The 17,951-nt window shown below is 66.8% G+C and carries 16 protein-coding genes; 11 read left to right on the top strand and 5 right to left on the bottom strand.

All coding sequences use genetic code 11. From position 1 onward, the window contains the following. Window positions 1–114: 114 nt before the first annotated feature. Both N7590_RS19130 and N7590_RS19125 read right to left on the bottom strand, forming a co-directional pair. Window positions 115–1,824: a M28 family metallopeptidase gene (locus N7590_RS19130; RefSeq protein WP_164242721.1), complete on the bottom strand. Its 1,710-nt coding sequence runs from the start codon at window positions 1,822–1,824 to the stop codon at window positions 115–117. An 84-nt stretch (window positions 1,825–1,908) separates the two neighbouring features. After that, window positions 1,909–2,571, bottom strand: coding sequence for a hypothetical protein (locus N7590_RS19125; RefSeq protein WP_053448574.1), 663 nt, complete (start codon window positions 2,569–2,571; stop codon window positions 1,909–1,911). A gap of 95 nt (window positions 2,572–2,666) precedes the next feature. On the opposite strand from N7590_RS19125, the gene N7590_RS19120 reads away from it, so the two are divergent. Further along, complete coding sequence (locus tag N7590_RS19120; RefSeq protein WP_164242720.1) at window positions 2,667–3,965, top strand: peptidoglycan DD-metalloendopeptidase family protein; 1,299 nt, start codon at window positions 2,667–2,669, stop codon at window positions 3,963–3,965. A gap of 108 nt (window positions 3,966–4,073) precedes the next feature. Then, window positions 4,074–5,522 (top strand): S41 family peptidase, encoded by a 1,449-nt coding sequence (locus tag N7590_RS19115; protein ID WP_053512091.1) that lies wholly within the window; start codon window positions 4,074–4,076, stop codon window positions 5,520–5,522. An 81-nt stretch (window positions 5,523–5,603) separates the two neighbouring features. Here N7590_RS19115 and N7590_RS19110 read toward each other — a convergent pair whose 3' ends face one another. After that, on the bottom strand, window positions 5,604–6,296 hold the full coding sequence (locus N7590_RS19110; RefSeq protein ID WP_004153881.1) for a rhomboid family intramembrane serine protease: 693 nt from the start codon (window positions 6,294–6,296) through the stop codon (window positions 5,604–5,606). A 225-nt stretch (window positions 6,297–6,521) separates the two neighbouring features. Here N7590_RS19110 and N7590_RS19105 point away from each other — a divergent pair, with 225 nt between their 5' ends. Both N7590_RS19105 and pnuC read left to right on the top strand, forming a co-directional pair. Next, a complete protein-coding gene (locus N7590_RS19105) occupies window positions 6,522–7,874 on the top strand; it encodes an outer membrane protein transport protein (protein WP_053448577.1) in 1,353 nt (450 codons plus the stop codon). A gap of 107 nt (window positions 7,875–7,981) precedes the next feature. Then, complete coding sequence (gene pnuC / locus N7590_RS19100) at window positions 7,982–8,563, top strand: nicotinamide riboside transporter PnuC (protein ID WP_164242719.1); 582 nt, start codon at window positions 7,982–7,984, stop codon at window positions 8,561–8,563. 55 nt (window positions 8,564–8,618) lie between these two features. Here pnuC and putA read toward each other — a convergent pair whose 3' ends face one another. After that, the gene (gene putA, locus N7590_RS19095; RefSeq protein WP_164242718.1) at window positions 8,619–11,837 is read right to left on the bottom strand and encodes a bifunctional proline dehydrogenase/L-glutamate gamma-semialdehyde dehydrogenase PutA; all 3,219 of its coding nucleotides are present in this window, start codon (window positions 11,835–11,837) and stop codon (window positions 8,619–8,621) included. Window positions 11,838–12,111: 274 nt separating this feature from the next. Here putA and N7590_RS19090 point away from each other — a divergent pair, with 274 nt between their 5' ends. From N7590_RS19090 to N7590_RS19065, 6 genes are all read left to right on the top strand, one after another. Further along, a complete protein-coding gene (locus tag N7590_RS19090; protein WP_004153894.1) occupies window positions 12,112–12,588 on the top strand; it encodes a DUF2244 domain-containing protein in 477 nt (158 codons plus the stop codon). Between the two features lie 11 nt (window positions 12,589–12,599). Further along, on the top strand, window positions 12,600–13,550 hold the full coding sequence (coxB, locus tag N7590_RS19085) for a cytochrome c oxidase subunit II (RefSeq protein ID WP_053510545.1): 951 nt from the start codon (window positions 12,600–12,602) through the stop codon (window positions 13,548–13,550). Between the two features lie 59 nt (window positions 13,551–13,609). After that, window positions 13,610–15,217, top strand: coding sequence for a cytochrome c oxidase subunit I (gene ctaD, locus N7590_RS19080; protein WP_004153896.1), 1,608 nt, complete (start codon window positions 13,610–13,612; stop codon window positions 15,215–15,217). A gap of 110 nt (window positions 15,218–15,327) precedes the next feature. After that, window positions 15,328–15,495, top strand: coding sequence for a hypothetical protein (locus N7590_RS19075; RefSeq protein WP_230078949.1), 168 nt, complete (start codon window positions 15,328–15,330; stop codon window positions 15,493–15,495). Next, window positions 15,492–16,082 carry a cytochrome c oxidase assembly protein gene (locus tag N7590_RS19070; protein WP_053448582.1) on the top strand — a complete coding sequence of 197 codons (591 nt, stop codon included), beginning with the start codon at window positions 15,492–15,494 and terminating at the stop codon, window positions 16,080–16,082. Before N7590_RS19075 ends, N7590_RS19070 begins: the two co-directional genes overlap by 4 nt. Before the next feature lie 13 nt (window positions 16,083–16,095). Continuing rightward, on the top strand, window positions 16,096–16,971 hold the full coding sequence (locus N7590_RS19065) for a cytochrome c oxidase subunit 3 (RefSeq protein ID WP_049457763.1): 876 nt from the start codon (window positions 16,096–16,098) through the stop codon (window positions 16,969–16,971). A gap of 20 nt (window positions 16,972–16,991) precedes the next feature. Here N7590_RS19065 and N7590_RS19060 read toward each other — a convergent pair whose 3' ends face one another. Continuing rightward, entirely contained in the window at window positions 16,992–17,210 is a 219-nt protein-coding gene (locus tag N7590_RS19060; protein WP_008264755.1) for a twin transmembrane helix small protein, read from the bottom strand. Between the two features lie 57 nt (window positions 17,211–17,267). Between N7590_RS19060 and N7590_RS19055 the strand changes: the two genes are divergently transcribed. Beyond that, window positions 17,268–17,951, top strand: a 684-nt coding sequence (locus tag N7590_RS19055; RefSeq protein WP_279935798.1) for an SURF1 family protein, incomplete at its 3' end; no start/stop codon positions are given.

The raw sequence follows: 17,951 nt of genomic DNA, 5'->3' as shown, positions 1-17,951 counted from the left end.
GTAAAGAGGCGCCAACCAAGGTTGGCACCCACCCATGGCGGAGCGCAAAAAAAAGGCGGCGCCCCGTGGGGCGCCGCTTTGACCTCAACGATACTCAGTCGAGCAGGCTCGACTCTACTTGGCTGCGGCCTTGTCCTTCATCATCGCGTCGCGGGCCGCCTTGAAGGGGTTGCCCTCGTACCAGTTCGGCCAACGATCACCGCCGGCCAGTTCCTTGCCGACGCCGTACATCAGCTGCAGGTCTTCGACGGTGCCGTCCAGCTTCCAGGTGGCCGCGTCGAACTCGTCCTTCGGGCCATGGTAGCGGTTGGCACCGTAGTCGGCGGCGGCCTTGCGGCCCGCCTCCACGCCGCCCTCGCGCAGGTCCTCGCCGCCATCGGCATACAGGGCCGGCACGCCGGCCTTGGCGAAGTTGAAGTGGTCCGAACGGAAGTAGAAGCCACTCTGCACCGAGGTCTCACCGTGCAGGGTGCGGTCCTGGGCGGCGGCCAGCGGCTTGAGGATGTCTTCCAGCTCCGAGCTGCCGAAACCGGTCACGGTCACGTCCTTGGCGCGGCCCGCCACCGACATCGCGTCGATGTTGATCACGCCGGCAATCTTGTCCAGCGGGAAGGTCGGGTGCGCGACGTAGTACTTCGAACCGAGCAGGCCCGACTCTTCCAGGGTCACGGCCAGGAACACCACCGAACGCTCCGGCTTCGGCTGCTGGTGGGCCATCGCTTCGGCCACCTCGAGGATGCCGGCCACGCCGGTCGCGTTGTCGACCGCACCGTTGTAGATGTTGTCGCCGGCCTCACCCTCGTGCTTGCCCAGGTGGTCCCAGTGCGCCATGTACAGCACGGCCTCGTCGGCACGCTTGCTGCCCGGCAGCACGCCCACCACGTTGCGCGACTGCTTCTGCGCGATCCGGCTCTTCAGATCAACCGCTGCGGTGGCCTTCAACGGCACCGGCTTGAAACCGCGCTTGCTGGCGTCCTTGTAAGCCTGCGCCAGGTCCAGGCCGGCACCGGCGAACAACGTCTTGGCGGCCTCCGCGCTCAGCCAGCCCTGCACCGGGATACGGGCTTCCGGATCATCCTTGGCGGGCAGGTCGTACTGCGGGCCGGCCCAGGAGTTCTTCACCACATCCCAGCCATAGGAGGCGCCGGCGGTGTCGTGCACGATCAGCGCGGCGGCGGCGCCCTTGCGTGCGGCCTCTTCGAACTTGTAGGTCCAGCGGCCGTAGTAGGTCATGCGCTTGCCGTCGAACAGCTTCTCGTCATCGACGTGGAAGCCGGGGTCGTTGACGAACATGACAACCGTCTTGCCCTTCCAGTCCTGGCCGGCGTAGTCGTTCCACTTCTGCTCCGGTGCATCGACGCCGTAGCCGACGAACACCAGGTCGCTGGCATCGACCTTGACCTCGGCCTGGCCGGTACGCGTGCCGACCACCATGTCGGTGCCGAACTTCAGCTCGGTGGTCTTGCCGCCCTGGGTGATCTTCAGCACGGTCGATTCGTCGGCCGTGGTCTCGGTCATCGGCACATCCTGGAACCAGCTGTCGCCGTTGCCGGGCTGCAGGCCGATGCGCTGCATCTGGTCGCGGATGTAGTTGACCGTCAGCTCTTCGCCCTTGCTGCCCGGGGCGCGGCCTTCGAACTCATCCGAGGCCAGGGTCTTGACCATCTCGGCAAAGTCGCCGGCATTGATGTCCGGCGAGAACGAATGGGCGGCGGGCTTGGCGGCCGCAGTATCGGTGGCTGGCGTGGCGGCCGGCGTATCTTCGCCTTTGCAGGCACTGAGCGCGGCCGCGGCGGCCAGGCACAGGAGGAGTTTGCGGGGCATCGTCGATTCCTGGGTAACAAAGGGTGGCCGTACGTTGTGCACGACCGGTTGGGCGAGGATCACCGGACCGAAAGGCGCGGTGGCTCAGTCCGCCGGGGCGGTTTCGGTGTCGAACGGGATCGGCTCGGCGCCGGTGACCGGCCCGATGCGGGCGCTGCGGTGCACGTACAGCACCACCTCGCGTTCGAACTGCAGGGGGCCATTGACCACGGCATTGGGGCCGATGATCACGCGCGGCTTGCGGCTGGCAGTCAGCGAGACGCTGAAATTGGGCTTGCGGACGTGCACACCGCCGTTGACCTGCGAGCCGATCCCCACGGTGATGTCACCGTTGACGGTCTCCACATCCTTGCCGACGCGGCTTTCGACCAGGCCGATGCCACCGTTCACGGTTTCAACGCCGCCTTCGATCTGGCTGCCACGGTCGCTGAAGATGCTGCCGTTGACCGTGCTGACGCTGCCATGCGCAATGACTTCGCGGCCCAGGCGCACGCCGCCGTTGACTGTCTCGATCTTGCCGGTGCGTGCCCGATCGGCCACTTTCACCCCGCCGTTGACGGTATCGATACTGCTGGTTTCCGCGCCTTCGCCAACGCGGATACCGCCGTTGACCGTATCCAGCTTGCCGTAGCGCTGGCCGGGTTCGGCGCTGATGCTGCCGTTGACCTTGCTGATGTTGTCCTGGGCGCCGGCCGGGCCGGCCGCGAGCAGGACGCCCAACAGCAGCGGAATGGAAAGAGTTTTCATGGGGACCTCGATGGATGTGCGGCTGGCAGGCCGCGTGCGGAGATGTCACCATTCCCCGGTAGCCCCCGCAACTGCCTGAAGTCACTGGAAAGCCCTTGCGCGACAACGCCTTCCCATCACGCCGACATCACATCGCCGCTGCCCGCGGCGGGCGCTGCCTGCTGTTGGCGCTGGCGATCGCGCTGGCCCTGCCACTGCCCGCCGCGGCGCAGAGCACCCGTGAGACCGAGCGCAAGCTGCAGAAGCTGCGCACCGAACTGAAAGGCGTGGCGCAGGAGCGTCGTCAGATCGAAGGCCAGCGCGGCCAGGCGTCACAGCAACTGCGCGAGGCCGACGAGAAGGTGGCCCGCAGCGGACGCGCGCTTGCGCAGACCGAGACCGCACTGCGTGAGCAGAGCCGTGCCCTGGCCGAAGCCGAGCAGCGCCGCAGCAGCCTGCAGAACAACCTGGCCCAGCAGCACCGCGAACTGGCCGGCCTGCTGCGCGCGGCCTATCAGCTGGGCAACCACGCACCGCTGAAGCTGCTGCTGTCGCAGGACACCGTGGCCGATGCCAACCGTGCTCTGGCCTATCACCGCTATCTGCAGCGCGAACGCGCGCAGCGCATCACCACGCTGACCGCCGACCTGAAGGAACTGGAAGCCCTGCAAGCGCAGATCGCCGAACGCCAGCAGAAGCTGCAGGGCGCGCAGCGTGACCAGAAGCAGCAGGCGGCCACCCTGGCGGCCGATCGCCGTGATCGGGCGCAGACCGTGGCCTCGCTGGAGGAACGCTTCAAGGACCAGCGCGAAAAGGAACAAGCGCTGGGCCAGGATGCAAAGGCGCTGGAAACGCTGCTGGCCAATCTGCGTGCTGCGGCGGCCCGTGCCGAAGCCGAGCGTCGTGCCGCCGCGCGCCGCGCCGCTGCCGAGAAAGCCGCCGCCGAGAAGGCCGCACGCCAGGCCAAGGCGGAAGGCCGCCCGCCACCGCCGACCAAGGTGCCGCCCGCGGTGGCCTCGGCGCCGGCACCGAAGGTGGGCGGACTGGGCTGGCCGTTGTCGGGCAATCTGCTGGCCCGCTACGGCGGCAAGCTGCCCGACGGGCGCACCAGCAGCGGCGTGCTGATCGGCGCGCCGGCCGGCAGCACCGTCACCGCCGTGGCCGATGGCACGGTGGTGTTCTCCGACTGGATGACCGGCTACGGCATGATCCTGATCGTCGACCACGGCAACGGCTACATGAGCCTGTACGCACACAACGACACCCTGCTGAAGGATGCCGGCGCACGGGTCAGCCGTGGCGATGCGGTGGCCAAGGTCGGCAATTCCGGCGGCCAGGGCGTCACCGCGTTGTACTTCGAGCTGCGCCGTGGCGGGCAGCCGGTCAATCCGGACAGCTGGCTGCAGCGGCGCTGAATCCGGCGCCGTCGCGTGACGGGCGGATTCAACGGGAATTTAGCTGTGCTTCGCGCATAATCGGCGCATGTGCCTTGGGCACGATGCCACCGTCGACAGGAGTGATCCATGCGCGCAGCCCGTACCGCCACCCTCTTGCTGGCCCTGTTGCCAGCGCTGTCCTGGGCGCAGCAGACCGCGCCCGCCCCGAGCCAGGAAACCAGTGGGCAGGCAGCGAACAGCGAGGAGGCGGTGACCTCGAAGGTGCCGCTGGAGGAAATCCGCCGTTTCGTGGCCGTGTACAACGCGGTGCGCGCCGCCTACGTGGATCCGGTGGACGACAAGAAGCTGATGCAGTCAGCGGTACGTGGCCTGCTGCTCGACCTCGATCCGCACAGCACCTACTTCAACAAGGAAGACGCGCAGGCCTTCGACGAGCAGGCCAATGGCGCTTACGAGGGTATCGGCGTGGAGCTGCAGCAGCAGCCGGACAACGCCAGCATGAAGGTGATCTCGCCGATCGACGACACGCCGGCAGCCAAGGCCGGCATCCTCGCCGGTGACCTGATCATCGCCATCGACGGCAAGCCGATCAGCGCGATCGACGCCAGCGAGCCGCTGCGCGGCCCGGCCGGCAGCAAGGTGGTGCTGACCATCGTGCGGGAAGGCAAGCCGAAGCCGTTCGACGTCAGCCTCACCCGGCAGACCATCCGCGTGACCAGCGTGCGCAGCCGCCTGCTGGAGCCGGGGTATGGCTACATCCGCCTGAGCACCTTCCAGGCCGATACCGGTTCGGACTTCCAGAAGCACGTGCAGCAGCTGCAGAAGCAGTCCGGTGGCCAGCTCAAGGGCCTGGTGCTGGACCTGCGCAGCAACCCGGGCGGCCTGCTGACCGCCGCGGTGCAGGTGGCCGATGATCTGCTCGACAAGGGCAACATCGTCAGCACCCGCGGCCGCATCAGCATCAGCGACGCACGGTTCGACGCGACCCCCGGCGACCTGCTGAAGGGCGCACCGGTGGTGGTGCTGGCCGATGCCGGTTCGGCCAGTGCCTCGGAAGTGCTGGCCGGCGCGCTGCGCGACAACAAGCGCGCCCGCGTGGTCGGCAGCCGCACCTTCGGCAAGGGTTCGGTGCAGACCGTGCTGCCGCTGGACAACGGGGATTCGGTGAAGCTGACCACCGCGCGCTATTACACGCCCAGCGGCAAGTCGATCCAGGCCACCGGCATCGTGCCGGACGTTGAATTGAAACCCGCTGCCACGCCGGCCGAGGATGCACTGCCGGCCAGCCTCAGCGACTACAGCGAAGCGACCCTGCCGGGCCACCTGCGCGGCGACGATGAAGGCACCGAGGGCTACCACGCCGGTGCCGTGCTGCCGGGCGACGGCCCGATCAACGATGCGCTGGCCGAACTCAAGAACCCGGGTTCGGTGGCAGCACGCCTGAAGGCCGAAGCCGCCAAGGCGGAGGCGGCCAAGGCCGCGAAGGCCGCTGCGGCCAAGCCCGAAGCCAAGCCGGAACCGAAGGTGGACAGCGCGCCGGAAGCCAAGCCCGCACCGGTCCCGGCCAAGCCTTGATTCTGTAGAGTCGAGCCATGCTCGACTGATCTACGAGCGGGTGAGCGTGGAGCCGGCCAGCGGCCGGCACTACCCGGTAGGTCAGAAGCCGTGGCGCTTGCGCAGCCGGCGCGCGATGGCCGCGCGCACGTACACGCCATAGAGCAGGCCGAACACGAAGCCGCCGATGTGCGCCCACCAGGCCACCATGCCGAAGCTGGGGCCGATGTGCGCGAACACCACCTGCAAGGCGGCCCACACGCCGATCAGCAGGTAGGCCGGGGCGCGCACGAACTCCAGGAACAGGCCGAGCGGGATCACCACGCCCAGCCGGGCGCCGGGGAACAGGGCCAGGTAGGCTCCGATCAGCGCCGAGACCGCGCCGCTGGCGCCGATGATGATCTGGTCCGGGCTGCCCATGGTGTAGATCGCCACCAGGTTGGACACCGCGCCGCCGACCAGGAACAGCAGCAGCAACCGCCACGGCCCCAGCACGCGCTCGGCGGGCAGGCCGAAGATCAGCAGGAACACCAGGTTGCCCAGCAGGTGTGACCAGTCCGCGTGCAGGAACAGGGCGGTGAACAGGCGCAGCACGCTGCCGTCCTGCAGGGTCGCCCACCAGTCCAGCGGGTGGGTCAGCCCGGTGGACAGGGCGCCCCAGTCCAGCCAGAGGCTGCCGCGGGCATCGTCCGGGCGCGAGATCGACCACAGGAACGCCAGCCACAATGCCGCAAACAGCACGGGCGTGGCCCAGCGCAGGGCCGCCTTCTTGCGCGACGGGAGGGAGACGAACATGGCATTAGCCTAGCGTGCGGGCGCTTGTGGCGGGGATGGTCCTGTTCAGCTTTTGAGACGAAAAAACCGCCGGCGCTGTTATTGTTTCATTAACAGCTCTGGGTAATACTCGCATACGGCGTCGTATGTCGGGAGGGGAATCCGGCGCGCTCCGAAGGGCCCCAGGGCCGGCCGGGCGCAGGCGCACTCAGAGCACCATCACCGCTTACCGGAGAGAGAACTACGATGCAAACCGCTTCCACCATTGCCCGTTTGACCCTGCTGGCCGTCGGCGTTGCCGGTGCGCTGGCCGCCGCCGATGCCAACGCCGCCGCCTTCCAGTTGAAGGAAAACAGTGCCAAGGGCCTCGGCCGTGCGTTCGCCGGCTCCGGCAGCGCCGAGGGCGACGCCTCCATCATCGCCGTCAACCCGGCCGGCATGCGCCAGCTGGACGGCACCCTGATCCAGGGTGACCTGAGCGCCATCAGCTTCAAGGCCGAGTTCAAGGGCCAGGGTCGCAAGCCGACCGGCGCCGCGCAGACCGGCGGTGACGGCGGCGACGCTGGCATGATCGCCCCGGTTCCGGCCGCGTACTTCCACATGCCGATCGGCGAGAAGGCCCACTTCGGTGTGTCGCTGACTGCTCCGTTTGGTTTCAAGACCGAGTACGACAATGGTTGGGTGGGTCGCTACAGCGGCCTGAAGACCGACCTGAAGGCCATCGATCTTGGCTTTGCCGCATCCTATGACGTCAACCCGTACGTCTCGTTCGGCGCGTCGGTGTTCGTTGAACACCTGACCATCGAGCTCAGCAACAACATCGACTTCGGTACTGCGTTGGCCCAGGCCCGCGTGCCGGGCTACGCCCCGGGCAGCGCCGATGGCAAGCTGACCGTTGAAGGCGACAACAATGCCGTGGGCTGGACGGTCGGTGGCCTGTTCTCGATCGATGAGAACACCCACATCGGCCTGAGCTACCGCTCCAAGGTCACGCACAAGATCACCGGCGGCGATGCCACCTTCCTGATGCCGAATGACAATGGCCGCACTGCGACCATCCTGGGTCAGACCCAGCCGGGCCAGTTCGTCAGCACCAGTGGCAAGGCAACCGTGAAGCTGCCGGCGTCGGCGACCCTGAGCGTGACGCACAAGGTCAACGATCGCTGGACCGTGATGGGTGACGTCACCCGCACCGCTTGGTCGACCGCATTCGACTCTGTCACCATCGACTATGCTTCGGCCCAGAAGGACTCTGTGCTGGACTTCGGCTATCGCGATACCACCTTCGTGTCGCTGGGTGCGGACTACAAGCTGAGCGATACCGTCACCCTGCGCGGTGGTGTCGCGCTGGACCAGACCCCGACCACCGACGCTCATCGTGACGTCCGCGTGCCGGATACCAGCCGCAAGTGGCTGTCGCTGGGCGTGGGCTGGACCCCGTCGGCGAACACCGAATACAACTTCGGCTACACCCACCTGTTCACCAGCGACCCGAACGTGAACATCCAGCCGACCACCAACAATCAGGGCAACTCGCTGGCTGGCAAGTACAAGGTCCGTGGCGACGTGCTGGCTGCTTCGTTCCAGTACAAGTTCTGATCCAGGCGTTCGCCTGAAGCAGGACATGGAGGGCCCCGCGCAAGCGGGGCCTTTCCTTTTTCATGGCGTGCCCTCCCTGCAGGGCGCGGATCCATGACAATAGGGCGATGAACCTGTCCGACCCGAACTTCCAGCTGGAGCTGGCTGCCAACATCGCCGTCGCTGGCTCGATCCTGCTGGCCGGCCGCAACAACGTGCACACCTGGTGGCTGGGCATCGTCGGCTGTGCACTGTTCGCAGCAGTGTTCGAACGCTCGCATCTGTACGCGGACATGGTGCTGCAGTTCTTCTTCATCGCCATCAGCGTGCTGGGCTGGTGGCAGTGGCTGCGTGGCGACCATGGTTCGCCGCTGCCGATCACCGCGCTGCGCCCGCGTGCGTGGGCCTGGCTGGCGCCGTTGGCGGTGGTGGCCACCTTCGGTTATGGCTGGATGTTGACCCGCCTGACCAACGCCTACGCGCCGTACATCGATTCGGCGGTGCTGGTGCTGAGCGTGATCGCGCAGATCCTGATGATGCGGCGCAAGCTGGAATCGTGGTGGGTGTGGCTGCTGGTGAACACCGTGGCGGTGCCGCTGTACTACAGCCGTGGCCTGCACTTGACCTCGATCCTGTATGTCGGCTTCTGGATCAACGCGCTGGTGGCGCTGCGCCATTGGCGCAACCTGATGCGCGTCGAAGCACGTTGAGCAACAAAAAACCCCGCTTTCGCGGGGTTTTTCGTTTACCGCATCAACCGGGCGATCAGTCGCCCAGGGTCAGCAGCGAGGCGTTGCCGCCCGCGGCGGTGGTGTTCACCGTCACCGTCTTCTCGGTGGCGAAGCGCAGCAGGTAGTGCGGGCCGCCGGCCTTCGGGCCGGTGCCGGACAGGCCCTGCCCGCCGAACGGCTGCACGCCGACCACCGCACCGATCTGGTTGCGGTTGACGTAGACGTTGCCGACGTGGACACCGTTGCTGATGCGATCAACGGTTTCGTCGATACGCGAATGCACGCCCAGGGTCAGGCCGTAGCCGGTGGCGTTGATCTGGTCGATCACCGCGTCGAGCTGGTCGCCCTTCCAGCGGATCACGTGCAGCACCGGCCCGAAGATTTCCTTGTGCAGCTGGCCCAGGTCCTTCAGCTCATACGCGCGCGGTGCGAAGAAGGTGCCGTTGGCGGCTTCTGCGGACAGCTCGGCGGCGGCGATCAGGCGTGCTTCCCGGTCCATGCGCACGGCGTGGTCCTGCAGGATCTTCAGTGCATCGGCGTCGATCACCGGGCCGACGTCGGTGGACAGCAGGCCCGGGTTGCCGACCTTCAGTTCCTTCATCGCACCAGCCAGCATGGTCATCACCTTGTCGGCGATGTCGTCCTGCACGAACAGCACGCGCGCGGCCGAGCAACGCTGGCCGGCGGAGGTGAAGGCCGAACCGATGGCGTCCTTGACCAGCTGTTCCGGCAATGCCGAGGAGTCGGCGATGAAGGCGTTCTGGCCACCGGTCTCGGCAATCAGCACGCCGATGGCGGCGTCGCGGGCGGCCATCGCGCGGTTGATCGCACGCGCGGTGTCGGTGGAGCCGGTGAAGGCCACGCCGGCCACGCGCGGGTCGGCGGTCAGCGCGGCGCCGACGGTGGCACCGTCGCCCGGCAGGAACTGCACCACCTCGGCCGGCACGCCGGCGTCGTGCAGCAGCTTCACTGCGTAGTAGCCGATCAGGTTGGTCTGTTCGGCCGGCTTGGCGATGACGCTGTTGCCGGCGGCCAGAGCGGCAGCGACCTGGCCCAGGAAGATCGCCAGCGGGAAGTTCCACGGGCTGATGCAGACGAACACGCCACGGCCGTGCAGCTGCAGCTCGTTGGATTCACCGGTCGGGCTCGGCAGCCTCTCGGCGTGGCTGAACTGCTCGCGTGCCTGCTTGGCGTAGTAGCGCAGGAAATCCACGGCTTCGCGCACTTCGGCGATGCTGTCGGGCAGGCTCTTGCCGGCCTCCTTCACGCACAGCGCCATGAACTCCGGCATGCGCGCTTCCAGCTGGTCGGCGGCGTGCTCGAGGATGGCGGCGCGGCTGGCGGCCGGGGTGCGGTTCCAGGCCGGCTGCGCGGCCACGGCGTTGGCCAGGGCCTTCTGCACGGTGGCGGCATCGGCGGCCAGCCACTGGCCGACCACTTCGCGGGTGTCGGCCGGGTTGGTCACCGGCAGCGCGGCGCCGGCCGGGTTCGCACCCGGTACCAGCGGGGCGGCCTGCCAGGGCTTCACGGCCGCGTTGATCTGCTCGGCCAGGGCGCGCAGTTCGTTGTCGTTGGCGAGGTTGGCGCCCATGGAGTTCTTCCTGTCGTGGTTCTGGCTGCGCAGCAGGTCAACCGGCAGCGGGATCTTCGGGTGGGGGATCGAGGCGAACGAGGCGACCATCTCGACCGGATCGCGGATCAGGTCGGCGATCGGCACGCGTTCGTCGGTGATGCGGTTGACGAAGCTGGAGTTGGCGCCGTTTTCCAGCAGGCGGCGCACCAAGTATGGCAGCAGGTCTTCATGCGAACCGACCGGCGCATACACGCGGCAGGGAAGGCCGAGGCGGTCGGCCGGTACCACTTCGGCGTACAGGTCGTCGCCCATGCCGTGCAGCTTCTGGTGCTCGTACACGCCACCGTTGGCGATGCTGCGCACCGCGGCGATGGTGTGCGCGTTGTGCGTGGCGAACATCGGGTAGATCGCGTCGGCATGGGTGAACAGCCGCTTGGCGCAGGCCAGGTAGGACACGTCGGTGTTCTGCTTGCGGGTGAACACCGGGTAGCCCGGGTAGCCTTCGATCTGCGCGCGCTTGATCTCGGCATCCCAGTAGGCACCCTTGACCAGGCGCACCTGCAGGCGACGACCGGCGCGGCGCGCCATGTCGGCCAGGTGGTCGATCGTGTACGGCGTGCGCTTCTGGTAGGCCTGCACGACCACGCCGAAGCCATCCCAGCCGGCCAGCGAGGCATCGCCGAACACCTGTTCGATGATGTCCAGCGACAGTTCCAGGCGGTCGGATTCTTCGGCGTCGACGGTGCAGCCGATGCCGTAGCTCTTGGCCAGCTGCGCCAGTTCCAGCACGCCCGGCACCAGGTCCTTCAGCACGCGCTCGCGCTTGGCGTGTTCGTAGCGCGGGTACAGCGCCGACAGCTTGATCGAGATGCCCGGGGCGTTGTTGACGTCACCATCCGGACGGCCGCCGCGTGCCTTGTGATCGCCGCCGATGGCGTGGATCGCACGACGGTAGTCTTCCAGGTAGCGCAGCGCGTCCTTCATGGTCAGCGCGCCTTCGCCCAGCATGTCGAAGGAGTAGCGGTAGTCTGCGTTGTCACCCTTGTGCGAACGCGACAGCGCTTCGCTGATCGTGCGGCCCATGACGAACTGGTGGCCCATGATCTTCATCGCCTGGCGCACGGCCAGGCGCACCACCGGCTCACCGACGCGGCCGACCAGGCGCTTGAACGCGCTGGGCGCATCGGCGCGGGTGGCGTCGTTCATCTGCACCAGCTTGCCGGTCAGCATCAGGCCCCAGGTGGAGGCATTGACCAGCACCGAGTCGCTGCCGCCCAGGTGCTTTTCCCAGTCGGCGTCGGCCAGCTTGTCGCGGATCAGCTTGTCGGCGGTGTCCTGGTCCGGAATGCGCAGCAGCGCTTCGGCCACGCACATCAGCAGCACGCCCTCCTCGCTGCCCAGGTCGTACTGGCGCATGAAGGCTTCGATCGCGCCCTGGTCCTTGGCGCGCACGCGGACGCGGCCGACCAGGTCGGCGGCCAGCGCCTGCACCCTGGCCTGCTCCTCGGCGGGCAGGCGGGCCTGCGCCAGAAGATCGCGGACGTGGCTGGCCTCGTCCTTCAACCAGGCATCGGTGATGGCCTGGCGGAACGGGTTGGGGGACGCCGGCAGTTCCGGCGACAGCAGCGCGCCGGGACGCGGGGCGTCGCTGGCGGCAGGGGAGGAGGAGGGTGCGTTCATGCCGGTCCGGCCAGTGGAAAACTTGGCGATTTTAATCATTTTTCCAGGTTCCGGAAGTGCCCCGCAGCCACCTTCGTGAAGTGCTGATAGCCCCTAGCTGCGGTGGATTCAGCGTGTTCAGCAGGCTCGGCAATATTTGTGCTGAATTCGTCATTCGGGCCGCCGACCTCATGCTGTGTTGCAGCATGGGAAAAAGTGTGAATGCACCCTTGCTACCGGCGAGAGGGCGGGGCTACCATCGAGACGTTTCCCGCGGCAGGAACGCGGTTGCGACATGATCGAGGTGCTTCCAGCTCCGGATGGGTCAGGTACGCAGCTGCGGCTGCGTCCCCCACGGGCGCTCGATGCCCGGCAGTTCGTCCTGTTGTTCACCGTGTTGTCGGGTGCGATGTGGCTGGTGTCCGCCCTCGGGTGGTTGGCCGGCAATGCATTCGCCCCCCTGTTCGCGCTGCTGTACAGCCTGGTGCTGGCGGCGGCGCTGCGTGCCTTGTGGCGCAGCGGAGAACGGCAGGAGGAGATCCGGGTAGTGCCGGCGTACGTGGAGGTCATCCCCGTACCCGGTGGATCGCCGGTGTTCCGGGCCCACCCCCACTGGGTGCGCCTGCTCACCGACGATGAGAGGGTCCGGCTGGCATCCAGCGGCCGGCAGGTGGAGGTGGGGAGTTTCCTCGCGCCGGCCGAACGTCAGACGCTTGCAGAGACACTTGAAAGCTTGCTCGCCGCCAGCGATGGCGGCAACCGACGACGCTAAGGGTCTAGGCAATGAAGCAAAGCAGCAGGTGGGGCACGAAGTGCGTTGCAGCGGTCGCCGCCACGGTGGCCGGGGGACTGGTTCCGGCATTGGCATGGGCCCAGGCGGCCGATCCCAAGCCGTGGCAGCTGAACATGGGCAAGGGGGTGACCCAGACCTCGCGCCTGGCCTGGGAGTCGAACAACCTGTCGTTGATCATCTGCACGGTGATCGGCGTCATCGTGTTCGGGGCGATGGCCTACGCCATCTTCAAGTTCCGCAAATCCAAGGGCGCGGTGGCCGCCACCTTCAGCCACAACACCAAGGCCGAGGTGATCTGGACGGTGATCCCGGTGATCATCCTGATCGTGATGGCATGGCCGGCCACGGCCAACCTGATCAAGATGTACGACACCCGCGATGCCGAGATGACGGTGAAGGTCACCGGCTACCAGTGGATGTGGAAGTACGAATACCTCGGCGAGAACGTCACCTTCACCAGCCGCCTGGACCGTGAGTCCGACCGCGTGCGGCAGAGCGGCATCGTGCCGACCCGCGAGAGCCACCCGCACTACCTGCTGGACGTGGACAACCGGCTGGTGCTGCCGGTGGATACCAAGGTGCGCTTCGTCATCACTTCCGACGACGTGATCCATGCCTGGTGGGTGCCGGCGCTGGGCTGGAAGCAGGACGCCATTCCCGGCTTCATCAATGAAGCGTGGACCAGCATCGAGCAGCCCGGCGTGTACCGCGGCCAGTGCGCCGAGCTGTGCGGCAAGGACCATGGCTTCATGCCGATCGTGGTCGAGGCGGTGTCCAAGGAAGAGTTCAAGCAGTGGCTGGCGCAGCGCAAGCCGGCGCCACCGGCGGCGCCCGCAACGCCTGCGGCACCGGCAGAACCCGCGACGCCGGCCGGTGAGGCACCTGCAGCGCCTGCTGCTGAAGCCGGAAGCGCACCTGCCACCGCAGCCAGCGGCGCGTGATGTAAAGCCCGCGGCCGCCTGCGGCTGCGGTGACAACCGATTCTGAGAGGTGTTTTGCAATGGCGCACTCGGCAGTTGGGCACGACGATCACCATCACCAGCAGAGTTTCTTCGAGCGTTGGTTCTTCTCGACCAACCACAAGGACATCGGCACGCTGTACCTGGGTTTCAGCTTCATCATGTTCATCATCGGTGCGGCGATGAGCGTGGTGATCCGCGCCGAGCTGGCGCAGCCGGGCCTGCAGTTCGTCAAGCCCGAGTTCTTCAACCAGATGACCACCGTGCATGCGCTGGTGATGATCTTCGGTGGCGTGATGCCGGCCTTCGTCGGCCTGGCCAACTGGATGATCCCGCTGCAGATCGGCGCACCGGACATGGCGCTGCCGCGCATGAACAACTGGTCGTTCTGGCTGCTGCCGGTGGCCTTCAGCCTGCTGCTGCTGACCCTGTTCCTGCCCGGTGGTGCGCCGGCCGGTGGCTGGACGCTGTACCCGCCGCTGTCGCTGCAGGGTGGCTACAACGTGGCCTTCAGCGTGTTCGCGATCCACGTGGCCGGCATCAGTTCGATCATGGGCGCGATCAACATCATCGCCACCGTGCTGAACATGCGCGCGCCGGGCATCGACCTGCTGAAGATGCCGATCTTCTGCTGGGCCTGGCTGATCACCGCGTTCCTGCTGATCGCGGTGATGCCGGTGCTGGCCGGTGCGGTGACCATGCTGTTGACCGACAAGTTCTTCGGTACCAGCTTCTTCAATGCCGCCGGTGGCGGTGACCCGGTGATGTACCAGCATATCTTCTGGTTCTTCGGGCACCCCGAGGTCTACATCATGATCCTGCCCGCCTTCGGCGTGGTCAGCGAGATCATCCCGACCTTCAGCCGCAAGCCGCTGTTCGGCTACCAGGCGATGGTGTACGCCACCGCCGCGATCGCGTTCCTGTCGTTCATCGTCTGGGCCCACCACATGTTCACCGTGGGCATGCCGCTGGGCGGCGAGATCTACTTCATGTTCGCCACCATGCTGATCTCGATCCCGACCGGCGTGAAGGTGTTCAACTGGGTCAGCACCATGTGGCGCGGCTCGCTCACGTTCGAGGCGCCGATGCTGTGGTCGGTGGCCTTCGTCATCCTGTTCACCATCGGCGGCTTCTCCGGCCTGATGCTGGCGATCGTGGCGGCGGACTTCCAATACCACGACACCTACTTCGTGGTGGCGCACTTCCACTACGTGCTGGTAACCGGCGCGGTGTTCGCGCTGATCGCCGCGGTGTACTACTGGTGGCCGAAGTGGACCGGGCGCATGTACAGCGAGAAGTGGGCCAAGGTGCACTTCTGGTGGTCGATCGTGTTCGTCAACCTGCTGTTCTTCCCGCAGCACTTCCTCGGCCTGGCCGGCATGCCGCGCCGCATTCCCGACTACAGCGTGGCCTTCGCCGACTGGAACCTGATCAGCTCGATCGGTGCGTTCGGCATGTTCGTCACCCCGTTCATGATGGCGGCGATCCTGCTGTCCTCGCTGCGCAACGGTGAAAAGGCCGAGGCGCGCAGCTGGGAAGGCGCGCGTGGCCTGGAATGGACGCTGCCGTCGCCGGCACCGGCGCACACCTTCACCACACCGCCGACCATCCGCCCGGGCGACCTGGCGCATGACGACATCACGCATTGAGGTGGGGCATGCATAACGAGAGCCCGCTCCCGATCGGTAGAGTCGAGCAAGGCTCGGCTGATGCCTTGGGTAGAGTCGAGCCATGCTCGACTGACGAAAAGCAGCCGAGCATGGCTCGGCTCTACAACAGCGAAGAGCAGCCGACCAGCGGTCGGCTCTACCAGAGCGGAAGCGTCGAACAGCAGCGCCAGCGCGCCAAGCGTACCGCGGCCTGGGTCGGCGCCATCGCCGTGCTGGTCTACGTCGGCTTCATCCTCAGCGGGGTGATCGGCCGATGAGCGACGCACCGGCCAGCACCCCGTCACGCAGCGCCGGGTTGCCGCGCCTGATCGGCGTGGCGGTAGCGGTGTTCCTGCTGACGTTCTCGCTGGTGCCGTTGTACCGCATCGCCTGCGAGAAGGTGTTCGGCGTGCGCCTGGAGCGTGGCCCCGGCAGCGAGGCCAGCGCGGGCGCGGTGGCCGGCAAGCGTACCGTGCGCGTCGAGTTCGATGGCGGCGTCAATTCGCGCCTGCCATGGTCGTTCCATCCCGAGCAGCTGACCATGGACGTGGTGCCCGGCGAGCTCAACGAAGCGCTGTACTTTGCCCGCAACGACAGCACGCAGGCCGTGGTGGGAAGTGCCGTGCCTTCGGTGGCACCGGCGCGCGCGTCGGGATTCTTCAGCAAGACCGAGTGCTTCTGCTTCACCGCGCAGACGCTGCAGGCCGGCGAGAAGCGCGACATGCCGGTACGTTTCATCGTCGATCCGGACCTGCCGCCGGAGATCAGGACGATCACCTTGTCCTACACCTTCTACCGCAACGACGCGTTGTCCGATCGGCTGGCCCCGGCCGCCACTTCGGAAGGCGCGCACGCCGCACCCTGACCCGGATACCGACATGGCCCAGACACCGACCGACGCCAACGTGTACTTCGTCCCGGCCCAGAGCAAATGGCCGTTCGTGGGCTCCATCGCGATGATGGTGACCATGGTCGGCGTGGCCAGCTGGCTCAACGATGCCAGCTGGGGACGCTGGACGTTCTACATCGGCATCGCGATGCTGGTGCTGACCCTGTTCTGGTGGTTCAGCGACGTGGTGCGCGAATCGCAGGCCGGCAACTACAACCGCCAGGTCGACGGCTCGTTCCGGATGGGCATGGTCTGGTTCATCTTCTCCGAAGTGATGTTCTTCGGCGCCTTCTTCGGCGCGCTGTTCTACACCCGTAATCTCGGCCTGTCGTGGCTGAGCGGCGAAGGCCGCGGGGTGATGACCAACGAGCTGCTCTGGCAGGGCTATTCCGCTGGATGGCCGACCAATGGCCCGGCGGCGATCGGTGGTGCGTTCCAGACCATCCCGGCCTGGGGCCTGCCGCTGATCAACACGCTGATCCTGCTCACTTCCGGCGTGACCCTGACCATCGCCCATCACGCACTGAAGGCCGGCAACCGCCGCCAGCTGCTGATCTGGCTGGGCCTGACCGTTGTGCTCGGTCTCGGCTTCCTGACCCTGCAGGCAGAGGAATACATCCACGCCTACAAGGAACTGAACCTGACGCTGGGCTCGGGCATCTACGGGTCGACGTTCTTCATGCTGACCGGCTTCCACGGCGCGCACGTGCTGCTGGGCACGATCATGCTGATCGTGATGTGGCTGCGTTCGGCCAAGGGCCACTTCACCCGCGACAACCATTTCGGTTTCGAAGCCGCCGCGTGGTACTGGCACTTCGTCGACGTGGTGTGGCTGATGCTGTTCCTGTTCGTCTACGTGCTCTGACCGCGCGCGGATCGGTGGGGTCAGCCACCGATGCCGTGCGGTTTGATCCAGCCCATGTAGATGCTCACGATCACCAGTACGATCAAGGCCACCGACACCGCGATGCGGCGGGTCAGTGCGTTGACCGTGCGCTTGGTCTGGCCGCGGTCGACCAGCAGGTAATACAGGCCGGCGCCCAGATTCCAGACGATGACGATCAGAAACGCGATTACCAGCAGGGTCTTCAGCGAATCACTCATGCGCGGCTCGAGGGCAGGGTGGATGCGCCTATCTGACCGCGTTTGCGCGGACTTGTCATGATGCGCCAGCACACGCGCGTGATCGGATGGCTGCTGGCGGTGCTGGCGATGGCCGGTTTCAGCGCATTGGGACTGTGGCAGCTGCAGCGCATGCATGCCAAACAGGCAATGTTGGATGCGCAGGGTCCAGCAGTGGCACAGGCGTTGCCATTGGCGCAGGCACTCGCGGCGCCCGGTGCGCTGCACGGCGTGGCCGACCACGGCCGCTTCCTGCCCGGCGTGGTGCTGCTGGACAACCAGACCCGGCATGGCCGCGCCGGAGTGAAGATCTATCGCCCGTTCCGCAGTGACGACGGCAGTGTGCTGCTGGTGGATCTCGGTTGGCGCGCGTTGCCACCGGATCGCAGCTTGCCGGATCTGCCTGCACCGCCTTCGCCGGTAGCCGTGCGTGGCTTGCTCGCGCCGCCACCGTCGGCGGGGTTGGCGTTGGGGCCGGCGTTCTCCGCGACGGGTGAGGCCGGGCGCTGGCTGGCCAGCCGGCTGCCCGCCGAAGGCCTGGCCCGCGCGCTGGGGCTGCAGGCGCTACCCGACCGCGTGCTGCGTCTGGACCCGGCGCTGCCATTCGGCGATGAGCGCGACCTGGACCTGCTGCCGAACACGCTGCCGCCGCAGCGCCACCTGGGCTACGCCGTGCAGTGGTTCGGGCTGGCCCTGACCGTGCTGGTGGTCGCGCTGGTGCTG

This window comes from Stenotrophomonas sp. GD04024 (assembly GCF_029837545.1).
In the GTDB taxonomy this organism is placed as follows: Bacteria; Pseudomonadota; Gammaproteobacteria; order Xanthomonadales; family Xanthomonadaceae; genus Stenotrophomonas; species Stenotrophomonas forensis.
This window is presented reverse-complemented; position numbering and strand designations above follow the sequence as displayed.

Bases quoted from the DNA above. Each gene is read 5' to 3' on its own strand.
- N7590_RS19130 (WP_164242721.1), bottom strand. From the start codon at position 1,824: ATGCCCCGCAAACTCCTCCTGTGCCTGGCCGCCGCGGCCGCGCTCAGT.
- N7590_RS19125 (WP_053448574.1), bottom strand. From the start codon at position 2,571: ATGAAAACTCTTTCCATTCCGCTGCTGTTGGGCGTCCTGCTCGCGGCC.
- N7590_RS19115 (WP_053512091.1), top strand. From the start codon at position 4,074: ATGCGCGCAGCCCGTACCGCCACCCTCTTGCTGGCCCTGTTGCCAGCG.
- N7590_RS19110 (WP_004153881.1), bottom strand. From the start codon at position 6,296: ATGTTCGTCTCCCTCCCGTCGCGCAAGAAGGCGGCCCTGCGCTGGGCC.
- N7590_RS19105 (WP_053448577.1), top strand. From the start codon at position 6,522: ATGCAAACCGCTTCCACCATTGCCCGTTTGACCCTGCTGGCCGTCGGC.
- pnuC (WP_164242719.1), top strand. From the start codon at position 7,982: ATGAACCTGTCCGACCCGAACTTCCAGCTGGAGCTGGCTGCCAACATC.
- putA (WP_164242718.1), bottom strand. From the start codon at position 11,837: ATGAACGCACCCTCCTCCTCCCCTGCCGCCAGCGACGCCCCGCGTCCC.
- N7590_RS19090 (WP_004153894.1), top strand. From the start codon at position 12,112: ATGATCGAGGTGCTTCCAGCTCCGGATGGGTCAGGTACGCAGCTGCGG.
- coxB (WP_053510545.1), top strand. From the start codon at position 12,600: ATGAAGCAAAGCAGCAGGTGGGGCACGAAGTGCGTTGCAGCGGTCGCC.
- ctaD (WP_004153896.1), top strand. From the start codon at position 13,610: ATGGCGCACTCGGCAGTTGGGCACGACGATCACCATCACCAGCAGAGT.
- N7590_RS19075 (WP_230078949.1), top strand. From the start codon at position 15,328: ATGGCTCGGCTCTACAACAGCGAAGAGCAGCCGACCAGCGGTCGGCTC.
- N7590_RS19070 (WP_053448582.1), top strand. From the start codon at position 15,492: ATGAGCGACGCACCGGCCAGCACCCCGTCACGCAGCGCCGGGTTGCCG.
- N7590_RS19065 (WP_049457763.1), top strand. From the start codon at position 16,096: ATGGCCCAGACACCGACCGACGCCAACGTGTACTTCGTCCCGGCCCAG.
- N7590_RS19060 (WP_008264755.1), bottom strand. From the start codon at position 17,210: ATGAGTGATTCGCTGAAGACCCTGCTGGTAATCGCGTTTCTGATCGTC.